We start from the raw sequence: 23,426 nt of genomic DNA, 5'->3' as shown, positions 1-23,426 counted from the left end.
ATGAAGCTATTTACCTTTCTGCTCAAAAAAAGGACAGCGGCTTATTTTTCGTTGTCAGGCAATTGGAAAGAACAGTTGGGGGACCTCCTGCTGGCCGTGTTGCTCCTGGTTAGCGCCGTAGCACTGGCAGTACTGCATAATTACGCCATACAGCATCCCGCTGGTAAATTTGATGCAGCGTTGCTTTTTCACGCAGTGAAACTCACGGTGCTGGTTAGCCCGCTGATATTGAAACTATTCCCTTCTTTCAGTATGAAGAGAACATTTATCGGTGCAGAATATCCGCTGAGCAAAAATATGGTGGCTGCCCTGGATCTCCTGGCGCTGTCGTTATACCGGACCAGGTATGCCATCTACGTATTATACATCGCGGTGTACGCTTGTATCGCCAGCCATGTGAACAGCGCGGACGTATTATCTCTTTTTCTGCTGCTGGCAACCGGTATTCTGTCGGCCGAAAATATTATCAACGCTGTTTCCTGGCGAAAATACTTTTACCTGCTGCTTGTATTGCTGGCAGCAGCCGGACAATACCTCATCACAGCCGCCCGTTACAGCGCCGCCTGGAATCTGCCGTTGTCCGTATTGGTGGTAATACTGAATGTTACCCTTTACTTTTTTTATTATGAAAGAAGTTATGAAAGTAGCGCCGGCGATGAAAGGGCATCTTCCGCAACATCTTCCGCGGGCCAGCCGGTAAGCCGTAACCTGCACTGGGTGCTCGTACTCAGGAACAGGGCCGTTGTAACCGTATTGCTGATTGGAATTGGATTCAAATTGTTGATTGTATCAAACTTTCTTTTTCTGAAAGGTGGTAACCTCTATATGGTAATGGATAAGGTGCCTTTTATATTATGTCTTATTATTCCCATTATCCTGTTCAGTTATGTATACAATAATATCTGGGGATATTTTTATAGCGTGGCCCTGAATAACCTGATCATCCAGGCGAGTCCGCAGCGATATGTCAAAATGTACCTGGAGCTCCTGTTCCCGGCCCTGATCACAGATATTGTGCTCACTTTTGTTTGCCTGGGTATTGCGCATATGATTGAATGGAAGATAGCAGCCACCTACCTGGTGTTTGCTTTTTTTTCCATCACTATCGGAATTATCAGTTCTTTCAGTAAATATTTTCCTGTTCCGGCAGCGTTCGACTTTAACCGGTTTAGAGCAAAAACTTCCAGGCGTTACACGCTTGCTCAGTTGTTGCCAGCTATGGCAGCCGGATTTTTATACAATATGCCCCTGTATTTATACGTGCTGCTGGGAATTATTTTGCTTGCAGGTATCGGGCTTTGGATATACATCAGCAGAAATTTGTATGATTTTTCGCTCCGGCTCAAAAAGGATTTTTTTAACGCATAAATACCTGTAACGCATATACGTTAACCTGTAACTATTAACCCTTTTATAAACATAATAAGATGATAGAAGATGTAAAAACCAATGAACTGTATTCCTTCCGGTTTTGGGGAGTATTCCTGGTGTTGTCCCTATTGTATGTTATCCTTTATTACATCACTAACACATACGTTTATACCGGCGAGTTTTACGAAACACTACTGCACGGCACTGTTGACGAAGAGCGGATCACAAAAACCATCGAAATGAGGCAGCATTTTTTATGGATCAGCTATGTAGCGCAACCCCTGCTGCTCCTGCTGCGCTGTGTGATCTTTTCCGGCGCCATTTATACCGGCGCTATGCTGTCCGGGCCTGCTATTGAATATAAGAACTGTCTCCGGATCGTAATACTGGCGGAGATGGTAACATTTTTGTCTACCCTTATAAAAATATCCTGCTTCCTGCTGCTGCCTTCATTGTCACCAAAGTCATTCCAATATTTTTTTCCACTGTCGGTCACACAGCTAATGAATATCAACACCATCCCCAAATACTTTATCTACCCGCTATCCCAGCTTAATCTTTTTGAAGTGGCATATTGGGTGTTGCTCGCCATGGGGGTAAAATATTTCTCGCAGCAGAAATGGGGACAAGCGTTGAAAACAGTCGCATCTACCTACGGCGCGCTGCTATTGGTATGGATCGTTGTCATCATTTTTATCTCCCTTCAATTCAGCTAATCATGAAAAGGAAACTGTCTATGGTAATCGGCGGCGTACTGCTGCTGTTTGTATCCTTTATGGGCTATCATATATTCAAAACTATCAAAAAGAAAAAGGAAATCGGGCAGCAGGCCAATACGCTGCCTGCCTTCCGGTTTTATAAACAGGATAAGACAGAGTTTAACCTGGATAGTTTGCATAACTACTCCGATCGCCTGATCATTGAGTATTTCAGCCCTGATTGTGAACATTGTCAATATACTGCGCAAAAGTATGTAGCCGAAAAAGAGAAGCTGCAAAACTGTAAAATACTGATGGTCACCTTTAGCGATAGCCTGTCTGTGGCTCATTTCTACCAGGACTATAAATTGAATACAATGCCTAACATCATTGTATTGTCGGATCCGGGTATAAAGTTTCCCGGCTATTTTGGTGCAGGTGTTATCCCCAGCTTTTACGTATATAAGAACAACCGGCTGGTGAATAAGTTCCTGGGCGAAACCCGTATCAACAACCTTTTGAGCGATACGCTGATAAAATTATAAAGGTTACTTATGAACAAGCAACAGCTAAAACATACCAGGAAAACTTTCTTCCTGCAACATGATTATTCTGATTGTGGAGTGGCTTGTTTACTTTCACTGACCAGGTACTATGGCGGAGATAGTAATATTGAGCAGCTCAGGAATATCAGCGGAACAAGCAAAACCGGCACCACCCTGCTGGGGCTGTTACACGCAGCACAAAAGACGGGATTTGATGCAGCGGGCTGCCAGGCCGATTGGGAGGCCTTAACCACCCACCCGGAACCATTGATCCTGCATGTGCATATCAACGACTATTTGCAACACTATGTGGTGTGCTATGGGCAGATCAGGCAGGGTACACAAAATATGTTTGTGATCGGAGATCCCGGTAAGGGAATCCGGTTGATGTCTGCAGAAGAACTGCAAAATATCTGGAAATCAAAATATTGTCTTACACTCAAACCAGCCAGGCATTTTGAGAAATCGACCGATGTGCGAAACAGGAAACGAGCCTGGTTTAAGCAACTGATAAAAGAAGATTACCCGTTGTTGGTCATCTCTGCATTCCTGGGAATATTGATTGCGCTGCTGGGCGCTACCATGATGATATTTTCACAACGACTGATTGATCATATTCTTCCTGACCGGGATTTTCATAAGCTGTATCTCTCTGCCGCCCTCGTTTTCCTGCTGCTGTTGATGAAAGAAGGGGCTGCAGTAATGAGAACCCGCTTCCTGATCAGCCAGAGCAAATGGTTCAATCTGCGGATTGTGGACAGTTTTTTTACCCGTTTGTTGAGGTTACCCGCTACTTTTTTTGATACCAGGAAGATAGGGGAATTCAGTGCCCGCCTTTCCGATACATCACGTATCCAAAAGGTGATCAGCCAGTTGGTGGGTAATACCATTATCGATGCGCTGGTAACACTGGTAACTCTTTCGCTGTTGTTTATTTACTCCTGGCAGGTGCCCCTGGTATGTATTGTTACGCTGCCCTTTTACTACCTGCTGATATATAGATTTAATAAACCTATCCTTTCCCAGCAACGTAATATCATGAGTAATTATGCCTATGCAGAGTCAAATTATATTTCCACTTTCCAGGGGATAGACCATATCAAGAATTATGATAAGCACGCCCTGTTTGCAGGTAGAAATAAAACTGTTTATGAGCAGTACCAGGACAGTGTATTGGTACTTGGAAAAACGCAGATCAGGTTAACGTTTCTGGCAAATGCCGCTGGCGTTATATTCCTGATGTCGATCCTGTTGTTTTGTTCCTGGAGTGTATTACACGGCAATATGAAAGCCGGGATATTGATTGCCGTCCTGGGAATGTGCTCTTCCTTGCTGAACAGCGTATCAAACCTGGCGCTGGTGACCATTCCGCTGAACGAAGCCAAGATAGCTTTCAACAGGATGTTCGAATATGCCGGTATGGATACCGAAAATGATGCGGGTATCGCCGTAGATGAAGTCACCTCAGTATCTGTGCAACATATCTCTTTCCGCTTTCCGGGTAGGGTAGAGCTGTTAAAGGATATCAGTTTGCAGGTACGGAAAGGAGAAATTATAGCGCTGATGGGAGAAAATGGTTGTGGCAAAAGTACGCTTGGTAAAATTTTGCAGAAGCGCTACCAGGTTGAAAATGGGGAAATACTGGTTAATGGTCATATCCCGCTGGATAATATTTCACTTTCTTCCTGGCGGAAAAAAATAGCGGTAGTAGAGCAACAGGTACATATTTTCAACGGAAATGTGCTGGAGAATATAGCATTTGAAGATGCCGATAATAACCCGCAACGGGTACTGGCATTTATACAACAGTATCACTTTGCGCCCTTCCTGGAAAGTTTACCGCAATCGTATATGACCATTTTGGGAGAAGCGGGTGTTAATTTATCCGGTGGCCAGAAACAGATCATTGCGTTTGCCCGCGCTTTGTATCATCAGCCCCAACTGCTGATTCTCGACGAAACAAATGCCGCCTTGGATCGTGATTCACAGCAGTTTTTGTTAAACCTGTTGTCGCAGCTGAAAAAAGAAATGGCTATTATTTTTATAACCCACCGTCTGCATGTACTAAAGTCCATATGCGATAAGATCTTCATCATCGAACACGGAACAATTGAACGCAGCGGTTGCCACGAGTCGTTGCTGGAAACGGAAAATTTGTATAGCCTTTATTGGAAGGACCTGGGATATTGAACGCGCATTTTCATACCAACCGGATTCATTATCTTCGGTAGCTAAACCGGTGATACTACTTTGTTAGCGCCGGACAGGCATAAAAGTAGGTGACTTTGTCCCCATCCCGGGCTATCGATCGTCATTGGGATGAACAATAAAATCTGATTACAATGAAAGAGTTCGTATTAATTTTCAGGAACAGTACTAATCCACACGGCAACCCGTCGCCGGAGCAGCTGCAGGAAAGGATGAACTGGATGGGAAGTATTGCTGCCCAGAACAAGCTGGTGGATAAAGGCAACAGGTTATCTGCTTCCCAGGCTAAAACGGTGCAACCCGGAAATGTGGTCACAGATGGCCCTTACACGGAAATCAAAGAATTTATCAGCGGTTATTTGATTGTTAAAGCCGATTCTATTGAAGAGGTGGTGGAAATGGCCAAGGCTAACCCTACTTTCAAAACTGGTGGAAATATAGAAATAAGACAAATACTAACACCGGAAGATAAAGATTAGTACCCATGAGTGAACAGGGGGCATCATACCGGGAGTTGTTACCTCACTTATTCAGGTTGGAGTATTCCAAAATGACGGCCGTGCTATGCCGTCATTTTGGCTTAAAACATATTGAAACAGCAGAAGATATTGCCAGTGAAACGTTTTTAAAGGCAACAGAGGTATGGGCTGTCAGCGGTATCCCGGAGAACCCCGCAGGTTGGCTATATACGGTGGCAAAGAATAAAACGAAAGACTATCTCCGCCGCATCAGCCTCTTCGAAACGCAGATAAAGGGGGCTATTAAAACAACGGACTATGAACCCGGGCCGGCGTTTGAGTTCAACAGGCAAACAATTACGGATAGCCAGCTGGCGATGATTTTTGCAGTTTGTAATCCGGCTAATTCAAAAGAGGCGCAAATATGCCTGGCACTGCAAATCCTTTGCGGGTTTAGTGTGGAAGAAATTGCAGATGCTTTTCTCACCAAAAAAGAAACGATAAAAAAACGCTTACTGCGGGCAAGAGCTACACTGCGGGAAGATAATTTTCAGATCAGGGCGCTGGATGAAGGGATCATACAATCCAGGATGGAGGTGGTGCTGAGAACATTGTACCTGCTGTTTAATGAGGGGTATTTTTCTCAGTCCGGTGATCAACTGATCAGGAAGGATCTTTGCTCCGAAGCGATGCGGCTTGCGCTTATTCTTACAGAGAGTCCGCTGACCAATACCACCGAAGCCAATGCACTGCTGTCGCTGATGTGCTTTCAAAGCTCCCGGCTCGACGCCCGGGAAGACGACAGCGGGGAAACCATCCTCTTCGAACACCAGGACAGAAGCCGGTGGAGCACTGAGTTGATAGAAAAGGGGAATTATTACCTGGTCAATGCCTGTACCGGCAATGAACTGTCGAAGTACCATCTCGAAGCAGGGATTGCTTACTGGCATACTACTCCTACCGGCGATAATAAATGGGAACATATTTTACAGTTGTATAATCAGCTGATCCTGGTGGAATATTCTCCTATGACCGCTCTGAACAGAACTTTTGCGTTTGCAAAAGTGTATGGGCACCAGACTGCCTTAAAAGAAGCAGAAAAGCTGGAACTGACAAACAGCAGCTATTATCATTCCTTACTGGCATGGCTATACGCCGATACCGATATTGACAAAGCCATCGCTTTGTATAAAAAAGCGATTACGCTCACGAAATCCGCGACAGAAAAGAAAACCCTGCAGCGGGAAATCGATACATTGGGGAAGCGGAAGACATAAGGCAGAAAGCAAAAAGCTATCGAAGCAATTGATTAACATGGAATTTCCGCATTGATCAATTGCTTCGATAGCTTTTTGCTTTCTGCCTTATGCTTTCAGCGTCTTTAAAAATTTGTGTTAATAATCAACGTATTCCTGTCTGCTGCAGCAAAATCCATGGGTATAATACCATACCTGCCATGCGTATTATTGGTAAAGTAGGTATTGATCTGTGGATTAATAGCATTGGAAACGGTGGTAATGCTGGGGATACCAAAGATCAGCGATTTGTAGCCACTGGTGAAGTTGAGGTATAATACTGACTGGTTGCCGTTTTTAGCTTCGGTAAACAGGTTGGTGATCCCGGTCCATTTTCCATTATTGTCGGGAACTACATATTGATCCTGTACACGCAGACTGGAGTTGGTATTGTTAATGGAGAAGGTGGTATTATCGGCCCAGTTGGTGGCTTCAATACCTTTTGGTGTGTTGGATGCGCCGAATCTTCTCAGCAATACAATTTTGCCTCTTACGGAACCCAGGTTGGGAACAGCATCTCCCAAATACCATTTGGAAGGCTGCAGCTGTGTATAGCTGTCAAAAGTTTGTTCAAATGTGCGGGTGTTGTTGGTTGGGTCGTACTCTTCTTTTACGCACATTACAATAGTTTCTGTTGGATTGGCCGCCAGGAAACTGTAGCAGGCGGTTAATACATCGGTAAAGTTCAGATTCTGGTAAATAGAGCCATGGTGTATGGCAAAGGCATCCCCAATGTGGCGGCAGCGGATATCCAGGAAGCGGGTGCCTGCATCCAGCTGTTCGCGGATACTCAGGTTCTGACACTTGGCAGTACCACTAACCGGCTCCGTGCGGGCGCCACTGTCGTGCGTGCCGGGAATAGACAAGGCAGCAAGATTGGTGTTGTCTGCAACAGATCCCATCCAGCCAGGGAGAGACACTGTTAACGTGGAGGTTGTAAGGGTATTGTTGCCTGTTTCAATGCCGTTGTTGGCAGTTGGGTTTACCAGGTCTTTTTTACAACCAAAGAAAGAAAGGGCGGCCAAAGCCAGGAAGAGGGTTTTTTGCTTCATAGTGGAGAGGTTTATACTTAAAAATACACCGGAATATTGCTTTCTCCAACGCAGCGGAAATTATTTATAGGTTAAGAATGGGGAAACCACGACACGCGGGAGTATTAGTAGAATAACGATTTTGCCGGGAGGGAAACCAGATGAGGCCGAGCATTGCGAATTTCAAATTACGAATTACGGCTTAGTGAAATTAATAGACGCGAAAAACGTTCGCTGCTATCTTTCACTAAGCCGTAATTCGTAATTTGAAATTCGTAATGCTCAGCTCATGCTTTATCGATAGTTTTGAGTTTATCCGGATCCACCACATTATTGATCTGGAATATTTTGCCGTCGGCCGCTGATACGCCAAATACCTGGCAGGCCACTAACCTGGTATCATTGTAATACAGCAATGCCGGTTGATGATTGATCTCCGCTGTAACAACCGATAGGTCCTTATCATATTTTTCATAGATGTAGAGCAGCAGTTCGGCCACTTCATGCAAACCAACAGATACCTTTTTCACCACATTCATCTTAGTGCCTCCATCCGCAAAGAAGGTCACCTCCCGCGAAAGTAAATTTTCCAGGGTATGTGTATTGCGGCTCCTGATAGCATGAATATAATCGTCCAGTATCCCACTGGGAATAGCTTTACGGTTGGTGGCCGGCTGCTTTGATTCGTTTAGCCGTGTACGTGCACGGCTGAGCAATTTCCGCGATCCCTCCGTAGTGATGGATAGCACCTCCGCAATTTCTTCATGCGAATAACCAAAGCTTTCTTTCAGGATAAATACCGCCCGCTCTTTCGGATTGAGTTGCTCCAGCAATACCAGCATGGAATATGAGGCAATATCGTGCAGGTTGATATTGCTGTCTGCCCCCTCCGTGGCCACCGGTTCCGGCAGCCACACATCTCCCAGCTTCACCTGCTTTTTCTTATTCCGTATATTGATCGCCTGGTTGATCACGCTTTTGATCAGGTAGTTTTTTTCGTTATCCACATTTTCCCTGGGCGTAGCAAGATAATTGTACAACACATCCTGGATGGCGTCTTTTGCATCTTCTACAGCCCCCAGGATATTATAGGCGTATGGAAATAATATATGCTGATAGTCTTTCAACACAGGTGATAATTTAGGTTAAGATATTTGAAACAGCCAGTGTAAAGCGGCACAATAATATTAAAATTGCCCCACTTTATAGTTACCGGGCGTAGTACGGAATGCTTTATTGATCCGGTTCCAGGCATTGATCTGCGCAATGGCCACGGTCAGGTCAGCTATCTCTGCTTTGGTGAATAAGCCCTCCAGTGTAGTAAACAATTCATCATTTACCTCTTCCCGGCTGGTATTGGTCAGCGCTTCTGCAAATGCCAGTGCCGCCCTTTCCCTGTCGTTATAATATGGGCATTCTCTCCATACTGCCAATGAATGCAGCCGCTGCTCTGTTTCACCCATATGGATCGATTCTTTGTGATGAGCATCCAAACAATAAGCACATCCGTTGATCTGGGAAATCCGGTACTTCATCAACTCCAGTAATTTCAGATCCGCTCCTGATTTCTTGAAGTAAAATTCTGTTTTCATTAATCCGTCAAAAAGACCTTTGCTGGTGTCCTGGTAAGAAATTCGCTGTTCCATTTTTGTATGTTTTTTTGTTGTTATAAACGAGTTACGGTAATAAGACAGAGAAGCGGAGCAAAACGTGACGGGATTTTTATTTTTTTTTAAAAAACGTGACAGATATTTTATAATATATTGATAATCAGTAAAATATATTTTCACAATGCCTGCTGTTGTCAAAAATCTATGGGTTATTTTAAGGAGATAAATACAATGGCTGCCGCCTGGTTCCTGCTGGCAGTGGCAGAGAAATAGTAAAGCATTTGTTAATCAGCGGTGTGTTTACAATCTGTAAACATATTTCCGGGCCAAAATTTTTTCTTTTGACAGATAACTGAACACAATTATCTGCGCATGAAAAAGTCTTTGGCCCTTTTGTTTTTTATACCGGCACTATTTGTTACCCCGCTATTAAAAGCCCAGGAAGTACGACCGCTGTATAAGGACTCCATCCCCAACAGCATCGGTAAAGTCGACGCCCCTACGATTACTATTTATAAACCAACGAAGCCGAATGGTACAGCTGTGATCATTTTTCCCGGCGGTGCATACGCTTTCCTGGCCTTCGACGAAGAAGGTATTAAAATAGCGGAAGCCTTTAAAACAAAAGGTGTGACGGCCTTTGTGGTCAAATACCGGCTGCCCTCCGATGCCACCATGCGGGACAAAAGTATGGGCCCCCTGCAGGATGCCCAACAGGCGATTAAACTGGTGCGGATGAATGCCGCCGAATGGGGCCTGGATAAAAATAAAATTGGTATCGCCGGATATTCCGCCGGCGGCCACCTGGCAGCTACGCTGGGTACCCACAGCGGCAAAAGCTATATTCCTAATAAGGAAAATATCGAACTACGCCCCGATTTTATGATCCTGGTATACCCCGTCATCAGCATGAATAAAGACCTGGCTCATGTAGGTTCCCGGGTGAGTTTAATCGGAAATGACCCGGCTCCGGAAAAAATCGCTTTTTTCTCCAACGAAGAATGGGTAAATAATAATACGCCGCCCGCATACATCACGCATACCAACGATGATATGGTGGTAAACGTTAACAACAGCATAGCCTTCTATCAGGCAATGGTAAGAGGAGGAATCCCTGCCGAACTGCACCTGTATCCCACCGGCAATCATGGCTTCACCCAACGGTTACCCGTAAACGAATGGCTCGACCCTATGATCTGGTGGATGAAAAGAGGGGGCTGGTTACCCAATACCCCCTGATATTGAATCATGGCATAGCAGCATGGACAGGCGTTTGTACAGGTGGCTTGGAATGCAGCAGCTTGATCAACGGGCGCTCCACCTTCAGGTAGAACCAAATGCCCGCACCCACCGCCAGCGCCATATGTACAAATATGGAAAGATCTGCATTGAGGAAATACCCGGTATACAGATACACCTGGCTCAATACATAGAAAAACGTGTAGTGTGTTAAATAAATGGAATATGAGGCATCTCCCACCAGCAGACCAAACCGGTTATTCCATAGTTTGGCAAATACTCCTTTCTTCTCCAGGAAAATACATCCGGCCAGTATACAGGCGCTGGGCAAACCCCATAACAATACCCTTTTCAAACTGCCGCTACCACTGGTCACACTTCCCAGTTCGGAAATGTTGCCAAAACCGTAGATCACATTATACACATAACCACCAATTCCCAATACCAGCAGCAACGCGGCAATACCGGTGGCTACATTAACATGACGGTACAACCAGTAAATAATAACGCCAAAAAGAAACTCCAGCATGATCGGGTTGGTGTAAAAGATCATCCTGAAATCGGTAGGATGCAGCAATCTGCCTATCACCACCAAAGCCGGAATAACAAGTAACAGCAAGAACGCTTTATTTTTTACACGGAATAAAATAAGCAGGAAAAACAACATGTAAAACCACCACTCAAAGCTGAGTGACCAACCCACAATTAATATCGGCATCAGCCACTTCTGTACGTTCAATACCGGCAACATTAAAATCGTATCCCTTAACCCGTTCAATACCGCTATTACAGGGAAGAATTTGTCGAAAAAACAAAACATCACCATAAACAGTAAACTGGCTACATAGTATATAGGATTGATCCTTAAAAAACGTTTCTTCAAAAAATCCACGCCTTCCCTTACACCAAAATAGCTGTTGGCAACATAACTGATAATAAAACCAGAGATACCGAAAAACAGATCCACACCAATGGCGCCGAAGTTTTCCAGGAAATAGAATTTTTGCTGATGGGATACTGCAAAAGCCTCTTGTGTATCAATGGCGTGTACATGTACAACGAGGATCACTGCTATGGCACGTAGGAATTGTATACTGTTAATCTTCATAAATGGGATACTGATTGAGGGTAATGGATTGTAACCGGCTTACAATTGTGTATAGCAAGTTAACACCCCCTGCTGTAACTACACCTCAGTCAGTATCGGCCTGTTAACGGCGCTGCTCCCAGTCCTCCCGGCTGATCTTAAACCATTGGTGCAGCGCCTCTTCATGGTAAAACGTTTTTATCATCTCTAACCCGGCCTTTTCCAGTACATGGCACGACGCCTGGTTGCCGGCATCCGCCCAGGCATAAACCGTTGCCAGTTTCATCCGGCCAAAGCCGTACTCCAGCGATGCCACCGCGCATTCAGTCGCATATCCTTTCCCCCAGTAGTCTTTAATAAACCGGTATCCGAGATCGTAATAGTCTGTATGATTGTTCATAGGCTCCTTCACCAGCTTCAGACCAGCCCAGCCCACAAATGTGTTGGACGCTTTTTCTATCACTGCCCATCTGCCAATACCCAGCTCCTGGTATTGCTGCCGGATATAGGCGATCTTTTCCCTGGCTTCTGCGATGGTGGTGATAGGCCTATTGCCTACATAACGTTGCACTGCTGCGTCAGAGTCAAGGGCAAACATGCCCGGGGCATCGGCGGGAATCATTTCTCTGAGGATCAGCCGTGTGGTTGAGGCAAATATCTCCATTGCTCGTTTTCGTTTTGTTGGCCCCAATTTAAAGGATATTCCAATAAGGAATGCCAAAAAACAACACCGGCTATTTCTCCATCAACAGGAAATTAGCGACTACTTCGTTTGACTTTTTTTGATACTGATAAGGGGAGAATCCGGCAAACTCTTTGAAGGCACGGATATAGTGGGATTGATCGGCATAGTCATTTTCAAAAGCAATGTCCGAGAGCTTACTGAAATTATTGTTCCTCAATTGCTCCAGCGAGTTCTGAAAACGGCATATCCGGGAAAATAATTTGGGGGAGATGCCCACGCCCTGTTTGAACCGGCGCTCAAAACTTCTTTCCGTTAACTGCAACTGTTGCTGCAAATCCTTTAATGGAATACTGCCTTTTGACGCAATGATCTGCGATAGCGCAAACCGGGTAATTTCATCTGCTGCCCCATCATTTTTATTGACCTGCTTAAACAGGAACGATGCAATGATATCGATCTTTCCTGCCATCGAAGGCATGTCCCATAATTTTTCAGCAAGATGAAAATCTTTGCTTGCCGCCAGCAAATCCAGATCCAGGCAGGTGTTGGTCAACTCGTCGGCATTCAAACCAAAAATAGATTTCAACGCATTAGGATAACAACAAACGCCTATGGAACAAAAAACACCCGTTAAATGCAGTTCTGTATATCGCGTAGTTTGCCCATATAACAACAGGTCGGGCAACTGCCTATTATCCAGGAAGAGACTTCCATTGGTCGATTGCTGAAACATAAGCCCCGGGCAGCCATCCGCCACCGGGCCGAAGATATGCGGTAAATGTTCCTTACCACTACTTTCCAGTGTCCAGAAATAACGGACATAGTGCTGAAGATAAGCTGGAGGTGGTATTTCCTGGTACTTCATTATCGGGCAGATGAATTATCTTCAAGGTAAGAATTTTTAACCATTTTCATGTAATCTGCTAAATTCGCAGACTAATTAACTCCCATGAGAAAGAATGCCCGTTTTATCAGCTGCCTGCTATTATTGTTTGTTGCCGGCATTGGATATGCCCAAAACAAAGTACTGGTTTTTCAGTCCGACTTCGGTCTTAAAGATGGCGCCGTTTCTGCCATGAAAGGGGTAGCCACCGGCGTTTCCCGGGATCTTAAACTCTACGATCTCACCCACGAAATACCTGCGTATAATATATGGGAAGCCGCCTATCGGCTGGAACAAACTGTTCCTTACTGGCCGGCCGGCACCGTATTCGTATCCGTAGTAGATCCGGGTGTGGGTACCGACCGCAAATCAGTGGTGCTGAAAACAAACAGCGGCCATTTTATTGTTACACCGGATAATGGTACGCTTACCCTCGTGGCTGCTTCACTAGGTATTGCAGCCATACGAGAAATAGATGAAGCCGTAAACCGCCGCAAAGATTCCCGGCAATCCTACACCTTCCATGGCAGGGATGTATATGCGTATACCGGCGCCAGGTTGGCATCCGGTACCATCACTTACGAACAGGTGGGGCCGCAGCTGCCTAAACAGGTGATAAATATCCCTTACCAGGCTGCTGTACTGGAAGGAGGAAAACTGAAAGGAAATATTTCCGTGCTGGATGTGCAATATGGTAACATATGGACAAACATCACTACCGACCTGGTAAACCGGTTGCCGCTAAATTATGGAGACATGCTCCATGTGGTTTTCTTCCACAAAGGGGAAAAAGTATATGAAACGGATGCGCCTTACAGCCAAACCTTTGGGGCAGTGCCCGTAGGAAAACCGCTCAGTTACCTGAACAGTTTATTGCAACTCTCTTTTGCACTGAACCAGGATAATTTTGCCGCTGTACATCATATCGGAAGCGGCAGCGAATGGAGTGTAGAAGTAACGGTGTCGCCTAAACGTTAACAACTGCTAGCGGCGTATGGGTCATCTAAACACGTACATAATGCTGATACCATAAACATCCGGTTGTTTCCTGGTTACACTTTTCATATAGGAACCCTTTATTTCAATACCTTCTGTCGAATATTTTGGACCGGTTCTGATGCGGATACCCAGGTTGCCCACAGGACCGGCTAAATTCTGGTAAGTGGAATCAATATAGTGATTGCCCCTGAGATCCCTGTGGTCCACATTTACAGGCCCCAAATGATAACCAAATCCACCACCCAGGAAAAAGCCTATTCTCCGGGTATTGTATAGGGAAGAAAGAGCCCCGAAGTTCAGGCTTACAATAACCGGTACATCTACCATCCACCTGGCTTTCACCTCTGGTGCTTCATAACCGTTATCATAATTGTAATAATATTGATCGTCGATCCAATAACCATCCGGCTGCTTCCCGCCACTGCCACCGGAACCACCCACGGTTAGCGGAATACCCACTGATACCGACATTTTGCTGTTTTGCATTACATTAAAACGAGGCGAATAAGTAAGGCCGTAACTGGCAATGTTAGGAGAGCGGGACGTATGATCAATGAATACTGAAAGCCCGGCAGCGTGTATAAAATTTTGTGAAGAAACATGTAAACTGCCAATGCAGATAATAACTAACAAAAAATATTTTTTCATAACAGGCAATTGCGGGATGATTGGCTAAACAGTAACGCTTTTTAACGTTACTACAATTGCAAAAACCGCTCCAATCACTTATACTTTTCTTGTGAGGGATGCCGCATAAAAAAAAGCTATTGAAACGGAAAGATCCGCTCCAATAGCTTTGTAAATGTCAGTGTCTTATTGTAATACGTCCAGTATCGGGTGATCTATCCCCTGTAACGTACTGGCAGCGGGCTTTATCATTTCCAGCACTGTGATTTTATTACTGCCTTTCTTCAGCCATTCCGCCGGCACATATAAAGTTTGTTGCGGACCTACCTGCCAGTATCTGCCTAAATGATGGCCGTTAACCCATACCACGCCTTTACCCCAATTGGTCATATCCAGGTAGGTATCGCCAACAGCATCCAGTTGGAAGCTGCCTTCTTTCAGTACCGGCGCTTCGGGATTAACCGGGCCGGCCTTTACAGCCGGCTGTTTATCAAACGGTAATTTAAACTGCTGCCAGTTGTGTATCGCCTGCCCATTGAGCAGCACTTCATTGGTAATACCCTTTTTATTTTTCAGAAGATAAGGACCAAAGTTGATGCGACCGAGATTTTCAACCAAAATATCCAGGGTTACCTTACCTGCCGGAAGATTCACTGCCACACTGTCCTGCGCTAAACGCCTGTCCAGAACAGCCACTCTTTTACCATTGATAAATACCAGGCCATAGTCACGCAGGTCCTTTATTTTAAGCAAAGCTTCCTTGCCACCGGTGATGGTAGTACGATATAATACATATCCGTATGCTTGCTGCAGGTCCTCAAACGTTAACGGGTTAACGCTTTTAACAGCTGCCGGCAACATTTTAAAAATATCACTGTTACGGCTAAACGTAATAACAGGCGTGGCGATCACCGGTTTTTTTGCCGGTACTTCCGGTAATGTTTGCCCTGCCGGTAAATGTTTGGCAATCACTTCCCTGAATTTCATAAACTTAGGGGTCGCATTACCGGCTTCGTCCAGCGGCGCATCGTAGTCGTAGCTGCTTACCTGTGGCTCATAAGGACTCTTGTCGTTATAGTTGGCGCCATTCATAAAACCACGGGTGGTACCACCATGAAACATATACATGTTAATGGAAATACCCGCTGCCAGTACCCGATCCAGGCGGCTCAGGAAAGTTTCGTAAGGTACTGTATGATGCTTCTGTCCCCAGGAATCAAACCAGGCGGGATACCATTCTGCAATGTAAAAAGGTCCTTTGCCATTGTGATTGTCACGCACCAGCTGTTTTACTTTTACCGGGTCATCCACGCCATTTACCGCCGGCAATAACCCTGGTAAATGACCGCTGGCCACGTCTGCCGCCGGATCACAGGTATACAATAAACCATCAAATCCTGCATCAACAAACATTTTCCGGTTAATTTCCAGGTAGGATTTATCATTGGAATAAGAGCCATATTCATTTTCTATCTGCACCATCAGGATATTGCCACCATGATTGATTTGCAGCGGAGCCAGCTGTTTGCCTACGGCCTTGATATAATTGTGATAGGCTGCCAGGTACTGCGGCTCTTTGCTTCTTACTTCCAGTCCTTTCTTATTTTGCAACCAGTAAGGATAGCCGCCAAATTCCCATTCTGCGCAGGCATAGGGACTGGGACGCAATATGATCCACATACCTTCTTCCTGGGCTATTTTTACAAAGGCAGCTACATCATTGTTACCGGAAAAGTCATAATGCCCCTGTTCCGGTTCATGCATATTCCAGAATACATAGGTGCCAATGGTATTCAGTCCCATGGCCTTGGCCATTTTGATCCGGTCGCGCCACGATTCCCGGGGCACACGCAGGTAATGGATTTCTCCGGAAATCATCTGGAATGGTTTCCCATCCAGCTGGAACGTGGAGTCGCCCAGCTGAAAGGTATGCTGCGCCGATAGCTGGAAGCAGCACAACATCATCAAAATTACTACGCTGATCTTTTTCATCATTTACGTTTTATTACTTTATTTTTCTGGTCAGTGTTACTACAGAGCGTGCCGGAATGCTCGCTGTGTTTCCGGAAATATAAGCGGGCGCAAGGTTTTGGGTGGCATTAGTGGTATAGCTGCGCATGCCGCCAGTACCAATGCCTTTGCCCTCAAGGTTAACCGTTACACTGGTATCACCGTTGTTGATGATAACAATGTTTATACTGTTGTCTGTATTTTTATAGGCAGACAGTAAGAAATTTTTCCCTGCTGTACTATCGTTCAGTGCTGTTGTAATTCTTTTAGCCCCGGGACGTACAAAACGACTGTAGTTACCTAATACCCACAACATTTTGCTGTCGCGGATCTCTCCGTCTGTTTTGTTTTTATCCACGTAAATCAATCCATCTTTATAATCATAGGGAGATATCGCCAGCCACCACTGCCATGCGGCCGCATTCGCTACGGTAAGATCTGTGTGGATCACACGCGCCATATACAACGCGGCATCCATGCTGAGGTCTGCTTTGCCGCCATCTATTTCGCCGGCATTATCACCCAGTATGCAGTATTCCGATTGCCAGAATTCAATACCCTTCAATGCGGCGGCCAGTCTTTTTCGTATAGCGATGGCCGTATCAACAGGGGAAGTAGTGAAATAGCTGTGACCTGCTATTCCCTGGTAAATATTTTTATGGCTACCCAAATAGGTAGCACTGTGGGGATTAAAAAAAGCGTTTATCTGCATGCCCTTCTCGGGCTTCTTTTCGCCCGAATAGAGGTAATTGAGCTGTCCGGCTTCTGTGATCAGCAGTTTGGCGGGCACCTGGTCCGCTTTAAACTGTTGATCAATGGCTTTGGTAAGTCCGTAGATCTGTTCATTGTTATAGGGACAACCTTCCTGTCCACCGTCACTCCAATCCCATTGCGGCTCGTTTATCGGGCTGATATAACTGAGCGCAACTCCTGTCTTTTTTTGTACACCGCGTATCACATCTTTCAAAAAAACGGCAACGGCGGTATATTGATCTGGTGCAATATTGCAGGCGCCTTTGTCGGCAAAGGCTTTGCCATTGCGGGTAAACATCACCGGCGGGCTATTCAGGAATCCCAGGAAACGGGTAACGCCTCTTGCCCTGGCTGCCTGTAAAAACCATAGCTGCCCGGATTGTTTTTCCCAGTTGTAGGTATGATCCGGTTGCAGGAAACATGCGGCCCTGCGCCATTCATCTTTGATGCCGCTGGCGTCGCCTTGTTCTGCGCTGCCGGCGCCGATGTTAAACCGCCACATCGATAAACCAATGCCTTTGGGTTGACCGCTGGCGCTGGTATCGCTGCTAAACAACCAGTCGGCCAGCTGCTCTTTTTTGTTGTCCGGCCAATGGCCGGTAAACTGGCACGCCCAGGCATCAGAAGCCGCGAAGTTCTGAATGGTTTGCACCGTTTGGTGAAGATTTATTGTGGCGGTAACGGACCTGTTGTGCTGCGATATGCCTTTCTGTAGCATAAAACACAATAGTAGCAGGCTAAATATTTTTTTCATGTTCAATAATAAAGCGGCCTGGTTCACGCAAAGCCGCAAAAGATGGAAGTGAGGTCCGAAAGTAATAAAATACAGGTTGAATATTTTAAAAGAATGTTGACCGGTATCTATTGCTTTGCGGTGGTAATGTCACTTGTTTCTTTTGCGGCGCTGCGGTTACCATTGACACTATGAATTAATAACCGGCATTTTGCTCCAGTTTATTGTTGGAGGCCAGTATTTCTGCTCTTGGGATAGGCAGCCAGTAATTTTTATCACTGAACGATTTATTGGGCAGCGCTGTTTTCCTGGTATACGTATATACGCCACCGTTAATGGAAACATCTACGCCATAAGCGGGTGTGTTTTCTGTTACGTTGGCAATCTTCCACCTGCGTACATCATAGAAACGGTGCTCTTCAAAGGCCAGCTCCACCTGTCTTTCGCGACGAATGGCGTCCCGCATCTGGTCTTTTGATAACCCGGGCGCCAGCGCTGGCTGGTTAACGCTGCTGCGCTGCCGGATCTGGTTAACGGCGCTGTATACGCTGGCATCCGGACCTGCTGCTTCGTTTTGAGCTTCTGCATAGTTCAGCAATACTTCGGCATAACGCAGGTAGATCCAGGGTTGTAGCCCGGCCACGTCCCAGGGATTGTCGATAGGATTATTATCATCCATGAATTTACGGAGATAGTAACCTGTTTTGGTGGAATTCCAGTTGGAAGGACCATCCTTGCCATCTTTACCACCGGGTGAAAATGTTTGGATAGTAGATCCGCGGTATGGTGCGCCATTGTAAAGAATGGTGGCGTAAAACCGGGCGTCGCGGTTTTCATATGGCTTTTGTGGATTATACCCGGAAGTGGCGTCGGTGATAGGTTTACCGTTTTTCATTTCGTAAGCGTCTACCATATTCTGCAGCGGGGTATTACCGGCCCATCCGCCGTAACCGTTGGCGCCATTGGATATTTCCAGGCATACGTGACGGGCGCCTACTGCATATTGACGGGCAAAAATGATCTCGTTGTTGTCTGATTTTAAGAACAACTGGCTGTAATCAGCTGCCAACGAATATTTACTCAGGTCCATCACCACTTTGGCAGCGGCAGCAGCGGCAGTCCAGGTGCCTGCATTATACAGGGGACTTGCTGCATATAACTGCAGGCGGGCTTTCAGTGCCAGTGCAGCTCCCTGCGTAGCGCGACCAGCCTTCCACTTGTCGCCATTGGCGGTGGGAAGATCGGCGGCAGCTGCTGTCAGCTCTGCAACGGCATAATCCATGGATTCCTTTATGGTAGCTCTTTTGAACAAAGCAGGATCTGTAAGGTCATTATTCAAACTATATTCCTTATTACCCATCATCACTACACCGCCATAGTTACGGATCAGGTCATGATAACGGAAGGCACGGATGAAACGGAGTTCGGCCATCAGCCTCTTCCGCAGATCTGCACTCATTTCTACGCTGTCGATGTTGTTAATGGCGTAGTTGCATTCGCGGATACTGCGATAACTTCTCCCCCAGATAGTACCTGCAATACCGGTATTTTCCGGCGCCATCTGGCCCTGCTGAATAACCCAGGTATTATCATCGTTATTGTAAATAGATTCGTCTGTAACAGAACTCCACAGCCCGTATTCAAAGCCTCTTCCAAATCCGGGGTTGGTGCCTTCCCCTTCTTTATCCTGCATTCTGATACTCAGGTAGCGATTAATCACATAGTCTTCAAATAAAGAAGAATCGGCCAGTACGGCGCTGCCCAGCACCCGGTCCGTTGGCGTAATGTTCAGGTAATCTTTCTGGCAGGCGGAAAATAATCCCGCGGCTGCTAAAGCCAGGCTGTATATGATATTCGAAGTTTTCATTGCTTGTTTTTTTACGGTTTAGAACTTAACATTTACCCCCACATTCACGATCCGTTGCTGCGGATAAAACTGCCCGCTGTTGCTGAAGCCTTCCGGATCATAATCTTTTACCTTGGTAATGGTGAAGAGGTTAAAAGCGTTAACGTATACGCGTAATCCCCCGATTTTTGCGCGCGATAACAGCGTTGCAGGAATGGTGTATCCCAGCGAGATATTTTTTAACCGCAGGAATGACGCGTCGTTCAACCAGAAGTTATTCTTATAAAGTCCGCCATTGATAGAGGAAGAAGCGCGCTCGTCTACCCGCGGATAGCTGCCACCGGTATTGGACGGACTCCAGCGATTGTCGGCCCAGCTGCTGTAGAAGTTACCGATAGTGCCGGATTCCGGCAGTACGTACTGGCTTACATGGCTCTGTCCGGCCAGGAGCACAGACAGGTCAAACCCTTTGTAATCGCCGCCTAAGATGATACCATAAGTGATCTCAGGAATGTTACCGTATTTACTTCTTACGGCGTCATTGGCATCGATCTTCTGATCGTTGTTGTAATCCTGGTAAATCAGGTCACCCAGTTGTGCATTGGGCAGGTGTACATGGTTTTTCAGATCGTCCGCTGTTCTGAAAATACCGATCACATTGTATAACAGTTCGGTATTCATCGGTCCGCCGGTTTCCCGTTGATAGGGCAATGCGCCGGCAGCTTCGTCCATAAAGATGATCTTGTTTTTGGCATAGGTAATGTTACCGGAAATATTATAGTGGAAACCGCCGTTGGTGGTATTGTCATAGCCCAGTGTGGCTTCTATACCATTGCTGTTCACTTTGCCGATGTTTTCGGCAGGTACCAGCGGGTTATTCTTATCGAACGGATTTACAATACCGGATGTTTGCGGCAGGGAGGCGTTACGCTGGGTTAATATCTTGGAACGCTTTTGCTGGAAGTAAATAAACTCCAGGGAGAAGTGCTCCAGGAAAACTGCGTTCAACCCGAGATCCATCTTCTTGGCTATTTCCCAGGTAATATGTGGGTTAGCCAGCTTGGTGAGATCCAGTCCGGGTTGAATCTGCCCGCCCAAAACATACTGGTTTAAAAAGGAGTAGTTATCGAAGTATTGGAACAGGCCCACATTATCATTACCTAAGGTACCGTAAGAACCACGAAGTTTCAGGTCGTTGATAAACTTAACCGGCGCAAACCAGTCTTCTTTTGAAATACGCCAGCCGGCAGATACTGATGGGAAGAAGCCATACTGTTCGCCTTTAGGGAAGGTAGAAGAACCGTCGACACGCGCCTGTACTTCGAGCAGGTATTTCTCCATGTAGTCATAGGCGATACGGCCGAAATAACTTTTCCTGGTGAAACTGTAACTGGTACCGGAGTTATTTTTATCTGTTGCGGCAGATCCTCCCTGCGACAGTTCAGGTGTTTGTGGTGTAGGGAAGTTCAGGCGGGTGGCGCTGAGGCTATCCCGCGCCGTTTTGCTCTGCTCATAACCAACAAACGCACTCACATTATGCTGGCCAAAGCGACGGGCATAGTTCAGTTTAATGTTGCTCGTGATCAGCGACATATTCTGATGCTGCTCCAGCAGGGACGCCTTGCCATTAGAACCGCCTACAACGGTTTTATCGTAGGCCTGGGTAGTTTTGTTAAAGGTATATTCTTTATAAGGAGTGCTGAATGATTTACCAAAGGTCCAGGATTTATCGGCCGACAGGTAACCATCCAGTGATAGGCCTTCTACACCGGGAATAGCGTAGGATCCTTTCAATATACCATTAAATACCTGCGTAGGGTTACGGTTGGTACCTCCTGCGTCTGTTACCTGCATCACCGGGTTATTGTTTTCTATACCGGTGGTAGGCAGGCCATTCGGATACCGGTCCAGCACTGTGGGATAGGCGCGGTAGATGCTCCGGAAAATATCGCCGGCGCCGGTAGTGGGGAACAAACGGTCCTCTTCACGGCCGGATACATACAAACTCACCTTTAATCTTTTGGTGATATCAGCATCGATGTTGGACCTGAAATTATATTGATTGTATTTGGTAACCCCGTTTTTATACAACCCGTTCTGGCCAAGCATGCCAAGCGATACATAATACCGTACATTTTCACCTCCACCATTTACAGAAAGACTATGCTGGTTTTGGGTAGCCATGTTTTTCAGAGTAGCTTTCCGCCAGTTGGTATTGGGATAGTTCACCGGATCAGACCCATCCCGGAATTTCTGTAATTGTTCTTCCGTATAAAACTGGTTCATTCCACCGGCCTTGTTGGTATAATATTGTATCTCGTTCCGGATTTGCGCATAGGTGGCTGCATCTGCCATTTTTGGGAGCCGGGTAGGAGACGAAAAGCCCTGGTTGAAGCTGTAGTTGATGATCGGCTTACCCGTTTTTCCCCTTTTGGTGGTGATGAGCATAACGCCGTTGGCCGCCCTGCTGCCATATACAGCGGCGGAAGCGTCTTTCAGAACGGAAATGCTTTCTATGTCGTTGGGATCCAGGCGTTCCAAACCGCCTATTTGCCCCGGCACACCGTCTACTACTATCAATACATCGTTATTACCGGTGGTTGCCAGACCGCGGATGGTAATGCGGGAGCCGTCGTAGCCGGGTTCTCCGGAACGGTTGTTCGCAATGATCCCGGAAAAGCGGCCCGTTAGGGCATTGGATACGTTGGGCTGCGGACTTTGCACGATGTCGGCGCCCTTCACCAGGGAAATGGACCCTGTGAGGGTAGCTTTTTTCTGCGTGCCATAACCCACTACTACCACTTCGTTCACGGTTTTGCTGAGCGATTCCAGCGATATCGTCAACGGCGACCCGTTTTTAACGGGAATCGTCAGCATATTATAGGAAAGGTGATTGAAAATCAAAGTATCGCCAATGCTGGCAGTAATGGAAAATTTGCCTTCCCCATCCGTCAATGTACCGGCTGTTTTATTCTTCACCCGGATGGTAACACCCGGAACAGCCTCTCCATCCCCGGTTACTTTACCGGTAACCACCGTTTGCTGTGCCTGAGCGCTGCCGGCAAACAGCAGTAATAAAAGAAAGCCAAAACCGATCATGGTAAGTTGGTTCCGTAAAAGGACAAACGACAGGAAGTCCGTTCCGGATAGAAATCTTTTCATAACGCATTAATTTAAAAGAATTGGAAATGGTGGAATGTAATCTTGGTTGCAGGAATTACTTATGCCCAGCCCCTCTGATGATTGCAATGTACGTTGTAGTACGACAACCGTAGAGGGGGTAAATCATTTAAAAAAGGGGGTAAAATCGTAAAAAACGGCAGGGGGTATTTCAGGTGTTATTTCGCT

The 23,426-nt window shown here is 46.1% G+C and carries 19 protein-coding genes; 8 read left to right on the top strand and 11 right to left on the bottom strand.

Going from position 1 to position 23,426, the window contains the following annotated elements:
• The 6 genes from KE626_RS28760 (at position 1) to KE626_RS28735 (ending at position 6,557) form a co-directional block, all read left to right on the top strand.
• Positions 1 to 1,368, top strand: coding sequence for a hypothetical protein (locus KE626_RS28760; protein WP_211976518.1), 1,368 nt, complete (start codon positions 1 to 3; stop codon positions 1,366 to 1,368).
• A gap of 59 nt (positions 1,369 to 1,427) precedes the next feature.
• On the top strand, positions 1,428 to 2,087 hold the full coding sequence (locus KE626_RS28755; RefSeq protein ID WP_211976517.1) for a hypothetical protein: 660 nt from the start codon (positions 1,428 to 1,430) through the stop codon (positions 2,085 to 2,087).
• 2 nt (positions 2,088 to 2,089) lie between these two features.
• Positions 2,090 to 2,614 carry a peroxiredoxin family protein gene (locus KE626_RS28750; protein ID WP_211976516.1) on the top strand — a complete coding sequence of 175 codons (525 nt, stop codon included), beginning with the start codon at positions 2,090 to 2,092 and terminating at the stop codon, positions 2,612 to 2,614.
• A 9-nt stretch (positions 2,615 to 2,623) separates the two neighbouring features.
• Positions 2,624 to 4,804, top strand: coding sequence for a peptidase domain-containing ABC transporter (locus KE626_RS28745; RefSeq protein ID WP_211976515.1), 2,181 nt, complete (start codon positions 2,624 to 2,626; stop codon positions 4,802 to 4,804).
• 152 nt (positions 4,805 to 4,956) lie between these two features.
• Positions 4,957 to 5,301: a YciI family protein gene (locus tag KE626_RS28740; protein WP_211976514.1), complete on the top strand. Its 345-nt coding sequence runs from the start codon at positions 4,957 to 4,959 to the stop codon at positions 5,299 to 5,301.
• Positions 5,302 to 5,306: 5 nt separating this feature from the next.
• Positions 5,307 to 6,557: an RNA polymerase sigma factor gene (locus KE626_RS28735; protein ID WP_211976513.1), complete on the top strand. Its 1,251-nt coding sequence runs from the start codon at positions 5,307 to 5,309 to the stop codon at positions 6,555 to 6,557.
• A gap of 104 nt (positions 6,558 to 6,661) precedes the next feature.
• Here the strand turns inward: KE626_RS28735 and KE626_RS28730 are convergent, their stop codons facing one another.
• The 3 genes from KE626_RS28730 to KE626_RS28720 all read right to left on the bottom strand — a co-directional run bounded on the left by KE626_RS28730 (position 6,662) and on the right by KE626_RS28720 (position 9,252).
• Entirely contained in the window at positions 6,662 to 7,627 is a 966-nt protein-coding gene (locus KE626_RS28730) for a phosphatidylinositol-specific phospholipase C (protein ID WP_211976512.1), read from the bottom strand.
• A gap of 266 nt (positions 7,628 to 7,893) precedes the next feature.
• The gene (locus KE626_RS28725; RefSeq protein WP_211976511.1) at positions 7,894 to 8,736 is read right to left on the bottom strand and encodes a sigma-70 family RNA polymerase sigma factor; all 843 of its coding nucleotides are present in this window, start codon (positions 8,734 to 8,736) and stop codon (positions 7,894 to 7,896) included.
• 57 nt (positions 8,737 to 8,793) lie between these two features.
• Positions 8,794 to 9,252, bottom strand: a complete 459-nt coding sequence (locus tag KE626_RS28720; protein ID WP_211976510.1) for a carboxymuconolactone decarboxylase family protein — start codon at positions 9,250 to 9,252, stop codon at positions 8,794 to 8,796.
• 336 nt (positions 9,253 to 9,588) lie between these two features.
• On the opposite strand from KE626_RS28720, the gene KE626_RS28715 reads away from it, so the two are divergent.
• Positions 9,589 to 10,455 (top strand): alpha/beta hydrolase, encoded by an 867-nt coding sequence (locus KE626_RS28715; protein WP_211976509.1) that lies wholly within the window; start codon positions 9,589 to 9,591, stop codon positions 10,453 to 10,455.
• Positions 10,456 to 10,462: 7 nt separating this feature from the next.
• On the opposite strand, the gene KE626_RS28710 is transcribed toward KE626_RS28715, so the two are convergent.
• The 3 genes from KE626_RS28710 to KE626_RS28700 all read right to left on the bottom strand — a co-directional run bounded on the left by KE626_RS28710 (position 10,463) and on the right by KE626_RS28700 (position 13,092).
• Positions 10,463 to 11,563: an acyltransferase family protein gene (locus tag KE626_RS28710; RefSeq protein WP_211976508.1), complete on the bottom strand. Its 1,101-nt coding sequence runs from the start codon at positions 11,561 to 11,563 to the stop codon at positions 10,463 to 10,465.
• A gap of 103 nt (positions 11,564 to 11,666) precedes the next feature.
• The gene (locus KE626_RS28705) at positions 11,667 to 12,206 is read right to left on the bottom strand and encodes a GNAT family N-acetyltransferase (protein WP_211976507.1); all 540 of its coding nucleotides are present in this window, start codon (positions 12,204 to 12,206) and stop codon (positions 11,667 to 11,669) included.
• A 70-nt stretch (positions 12,207 to 12,276) separates the two neighbouring features.
• Positions 12,277 to 13,092, bottom strand: a complete 816-nt coding sequence (locus KE626_RS28700; protein ID WP_211976506.1) for a DUF6597 domain-containing transcriptional factor — start codon at positions 13,090 to 13,092, stop codon at positions 12,277 to 12,279.
• Positions 13,093 to 13,176: 84 nt separating this feature from the next.
• Between KE626_RS28700 and KE626_RS28695 the strand changes: the two genes are divergently transcribed.
• On the top strand, positions 13,177 to 14,088 hold the full coding sequence (locus KE626_RS28695) for an SAM hydrolase/SAM-dependent halogenase family protein (protein ID WP_211976505.1): 912 nt from the start codon (positions 13,177 to 13,179) through the stop codon (positions 14,086 to 14,088).
• 21 nt (positions 14,089 to 14,109) lie between these two features.
• On the opposite strand, the gene KE626_RS28690 is transcribed toward KE626_RS28695, so the two are convergent.
• The 5 genes from KE626_RS28690 to KE626_RS28670 all read right to left on the bottom strand — a co-directional run bounded on the left by KE626_RS28690 (position 14,110) and on the right by KE626_RS28670 (position 23,240).
• On the bottom strand, positions 14,110 to 14,757 hold the full coding sequence (locus KE626_RS28690) for a hypothetical protein (RefSeq protein WP_211976504.1): 648 nt from the start codon (positions 14,755 to 14,757) through the stop codon (positions 14,110 to 14,112).
• 165 nt (positions 14,758 to 14,922) lie between these two features.
• Entirely contained in the window at positions 14,923 to 16,728 is a 1,806-nt protein-coding gene (locus tag KE626_RS28685) for a glycoside hydrolase family 35 protein (RefSeq protein WP_211976503.1), read from the bottom strand.
• Positions 16,729 to 16,741: 13 nt separating this feature from the next.
• Positions 16,742 to 18,253: a glycoside hydrolase gene (locus KE626_RS28680; RefSeq protein ID WP_211976502.1), complete on the bottom strand. Its 1,512-nt coding sequence runs from the start codon at positions 18,251 to 18,253 to the stop codon at positions 16,742 to 16,744.
• A gap of 175 nt (positions 18,254 to 18,428) precedes the next feature.
• Positions 18,429 to 20,099 carry a RagB/SusD family nutrient uptake outer membrane protein gene (locus KE626_RS28675; protein WP_211976501.1) on the bottom strand — a complete coding sequence of 557 codons (1,671 nt, stop codon included), beginning with the start codon at positions 20,097 to 20,099 and terminating at the stop codon, positions 18,429 to 18,431.
• Positions 20,100 to 20,117: 18 nt separating this feature from the next.
• Positions 20,118 to 23,240 carry a SusC/RagA family TonB-linked outer membrane protein gene (locus KE626_RS28670; protein ID WP_249207761.1) on the bottom strand — a complete coding sequence of 1,041 codons (3,123 nt, stop codon included), beginning with the start codon at positions 23,238 to 23,240 and terminating at the stop codon, positions 20,118 to 20,120.
• Positions 23,241 to 23,426: the final 186 nt, after the last annotated feature.

The sequence above is a fragment of the Chitinophaga hostae genome, from assembly GCF_018224885.1.
Taxonomy (GTDB): Bacteria; Bacteroidota; Bacteroidia; order Chitinophagales; family Chitinophagaceae; genus Chitinophaga; species Chitinophaga hostae.
This window is presented reverse-complemented; position numbering and strand designations above follow the sequence as displayed.

What these genes read in the sequence shown, in the direction of transcription:
- KE626_RS28760 (WP_211976518.1), top strand. Translation starts at nt 1, where the DNA reads ATGAAGCTATTTACCTTTCTGCTCAAAAAAAGGACAGCGGCTTATTTT.
- KE626_RS28695 (WP_211976505.1), top strand. Translation starts at nt 13,177, where the DNA reads ATGAGAAAGAATGCCCGTTTTATCAGCTGCCTGCTATTATTGTTTGTT.
- KE626_RS28750 (WP_211976516.1), top strand. Translation starts at nt 2,090, where the DNA reads ATGAAAAGGAAACTGTCTATGGTAATCGGCGGCGTACTGCTGCTGTTT.
- KE626_RS28700 (WP_211976506.1), bottom strand. Translation starts at nt 13,092, where the DNA reads ATGAAGTACCAGGAAATACCACCTCCAGCTTATCTTCAGCACTATGTC.
- KE626_RS28715 (WP_211976509.1), top strand. Translation starts at nt 9,589, where the DNA reads ATGAAAAAGTCTTTGGCCCTTTTGTTTTTTATACCGGCACTATTTGTT.
- KE626_RS28740 (WP_211976514.1), top strand. Translation starts at nt 4,957, where the DNA reads ATGAAAGAGTTCGTATTAATTTTCAGGAACAGTACTAATCCACACGGC.
- KE626_RS28685 (WP_211976503.1), bottom strand. Translation starts at nt 16,728, where the DNA reads ATGAAAAAGATCAGCGTAGTAATTTTGATGATGTTGTGCTGCTTCCAG.
- KE626_RS28735 (WP_211976513.1), top strand. Translation starts at nt 5,307, where the DNA reads ATGAGTGAACAGGGGGCATCATACCGGGAGTTGTTACCTCACTTATTC.
- KE626_RS28710 (WP_211976508.1), bottom strand. Translation starts at nt 11,563, where the DNA reads ATGAAGATTAACAGTATACAATTCCTACGTGCCATAGCAGTGATCCTC.
- KE626_RS28680 (WP_211976502.1), bottom strand. Translation starts at nt 18,253, where the DNA reads ATGAAAAAAATATTTAGCCTGCTACTATTGTGTTTTATGCTACAGAAA.
- KE626_RS28720 (WP_211976510.1), bottom strand. Translation starts at nt 9,252, where the DNA reads ATGGAACAGCGAATTTCTTACCAGGACACCAGCAAAGGTCTTTTTGAC.
- KE626_RS28705 (WP_211976507.1), bottom strand. Translation starts at nt 12,206, where the DNA reads ATGGAGATATTTGCCTCAACCACACGGCTGATCCTCAGAGAAATGATT.
- KE626_RS28690 (WP_211976504.1), bottom strand. Translation starts at nt 14,757, where the DNA reads ATGAAAAAATATTTTTTGTTAGTTATTATCTGCATTGGCAGTTTACAT.
- KE626_RS28675 (WP_211976501.1), bottom strand. Translation starts at nt 20,099, where the DNA reads ATGAAAACTTCGAATATCATATACAGCCTGGCTTTAGCAGCCGCGGGA.
- KE626_RS28670 (WP_249207761.1), bottom strand. Translation starts at nt 23,240, where the DNA reads ATGAAAAGATTTCTATCCGGAACGGACTTCCTGTCGTTTGTCCTTTTA.
- KE626_RS28755 (WP_211976517.1), top strand. Translation starts at nt 1,428, where the DNA reads ATGATAGAAGATGTAAAAACCAATGAACTGTATTCCTTCCGGTTTTGG.
- KE626_RS28730 (WP_211976512.1), bottom strand. Translation starts at nt 7,627, where the DNA reads ATGAAGCAAAAAACCCTCTTCCTGGCTTTGGCCGCCCTTTCTTTCTTT.
- KE626_RS28745 (WP_211976515.1), top strand. Translation starts at nt 2,624, where the DNA reads ATGAACAAGCAACAGCTAAAACATACCAGGAAAACTTTCTTCCTGCAA.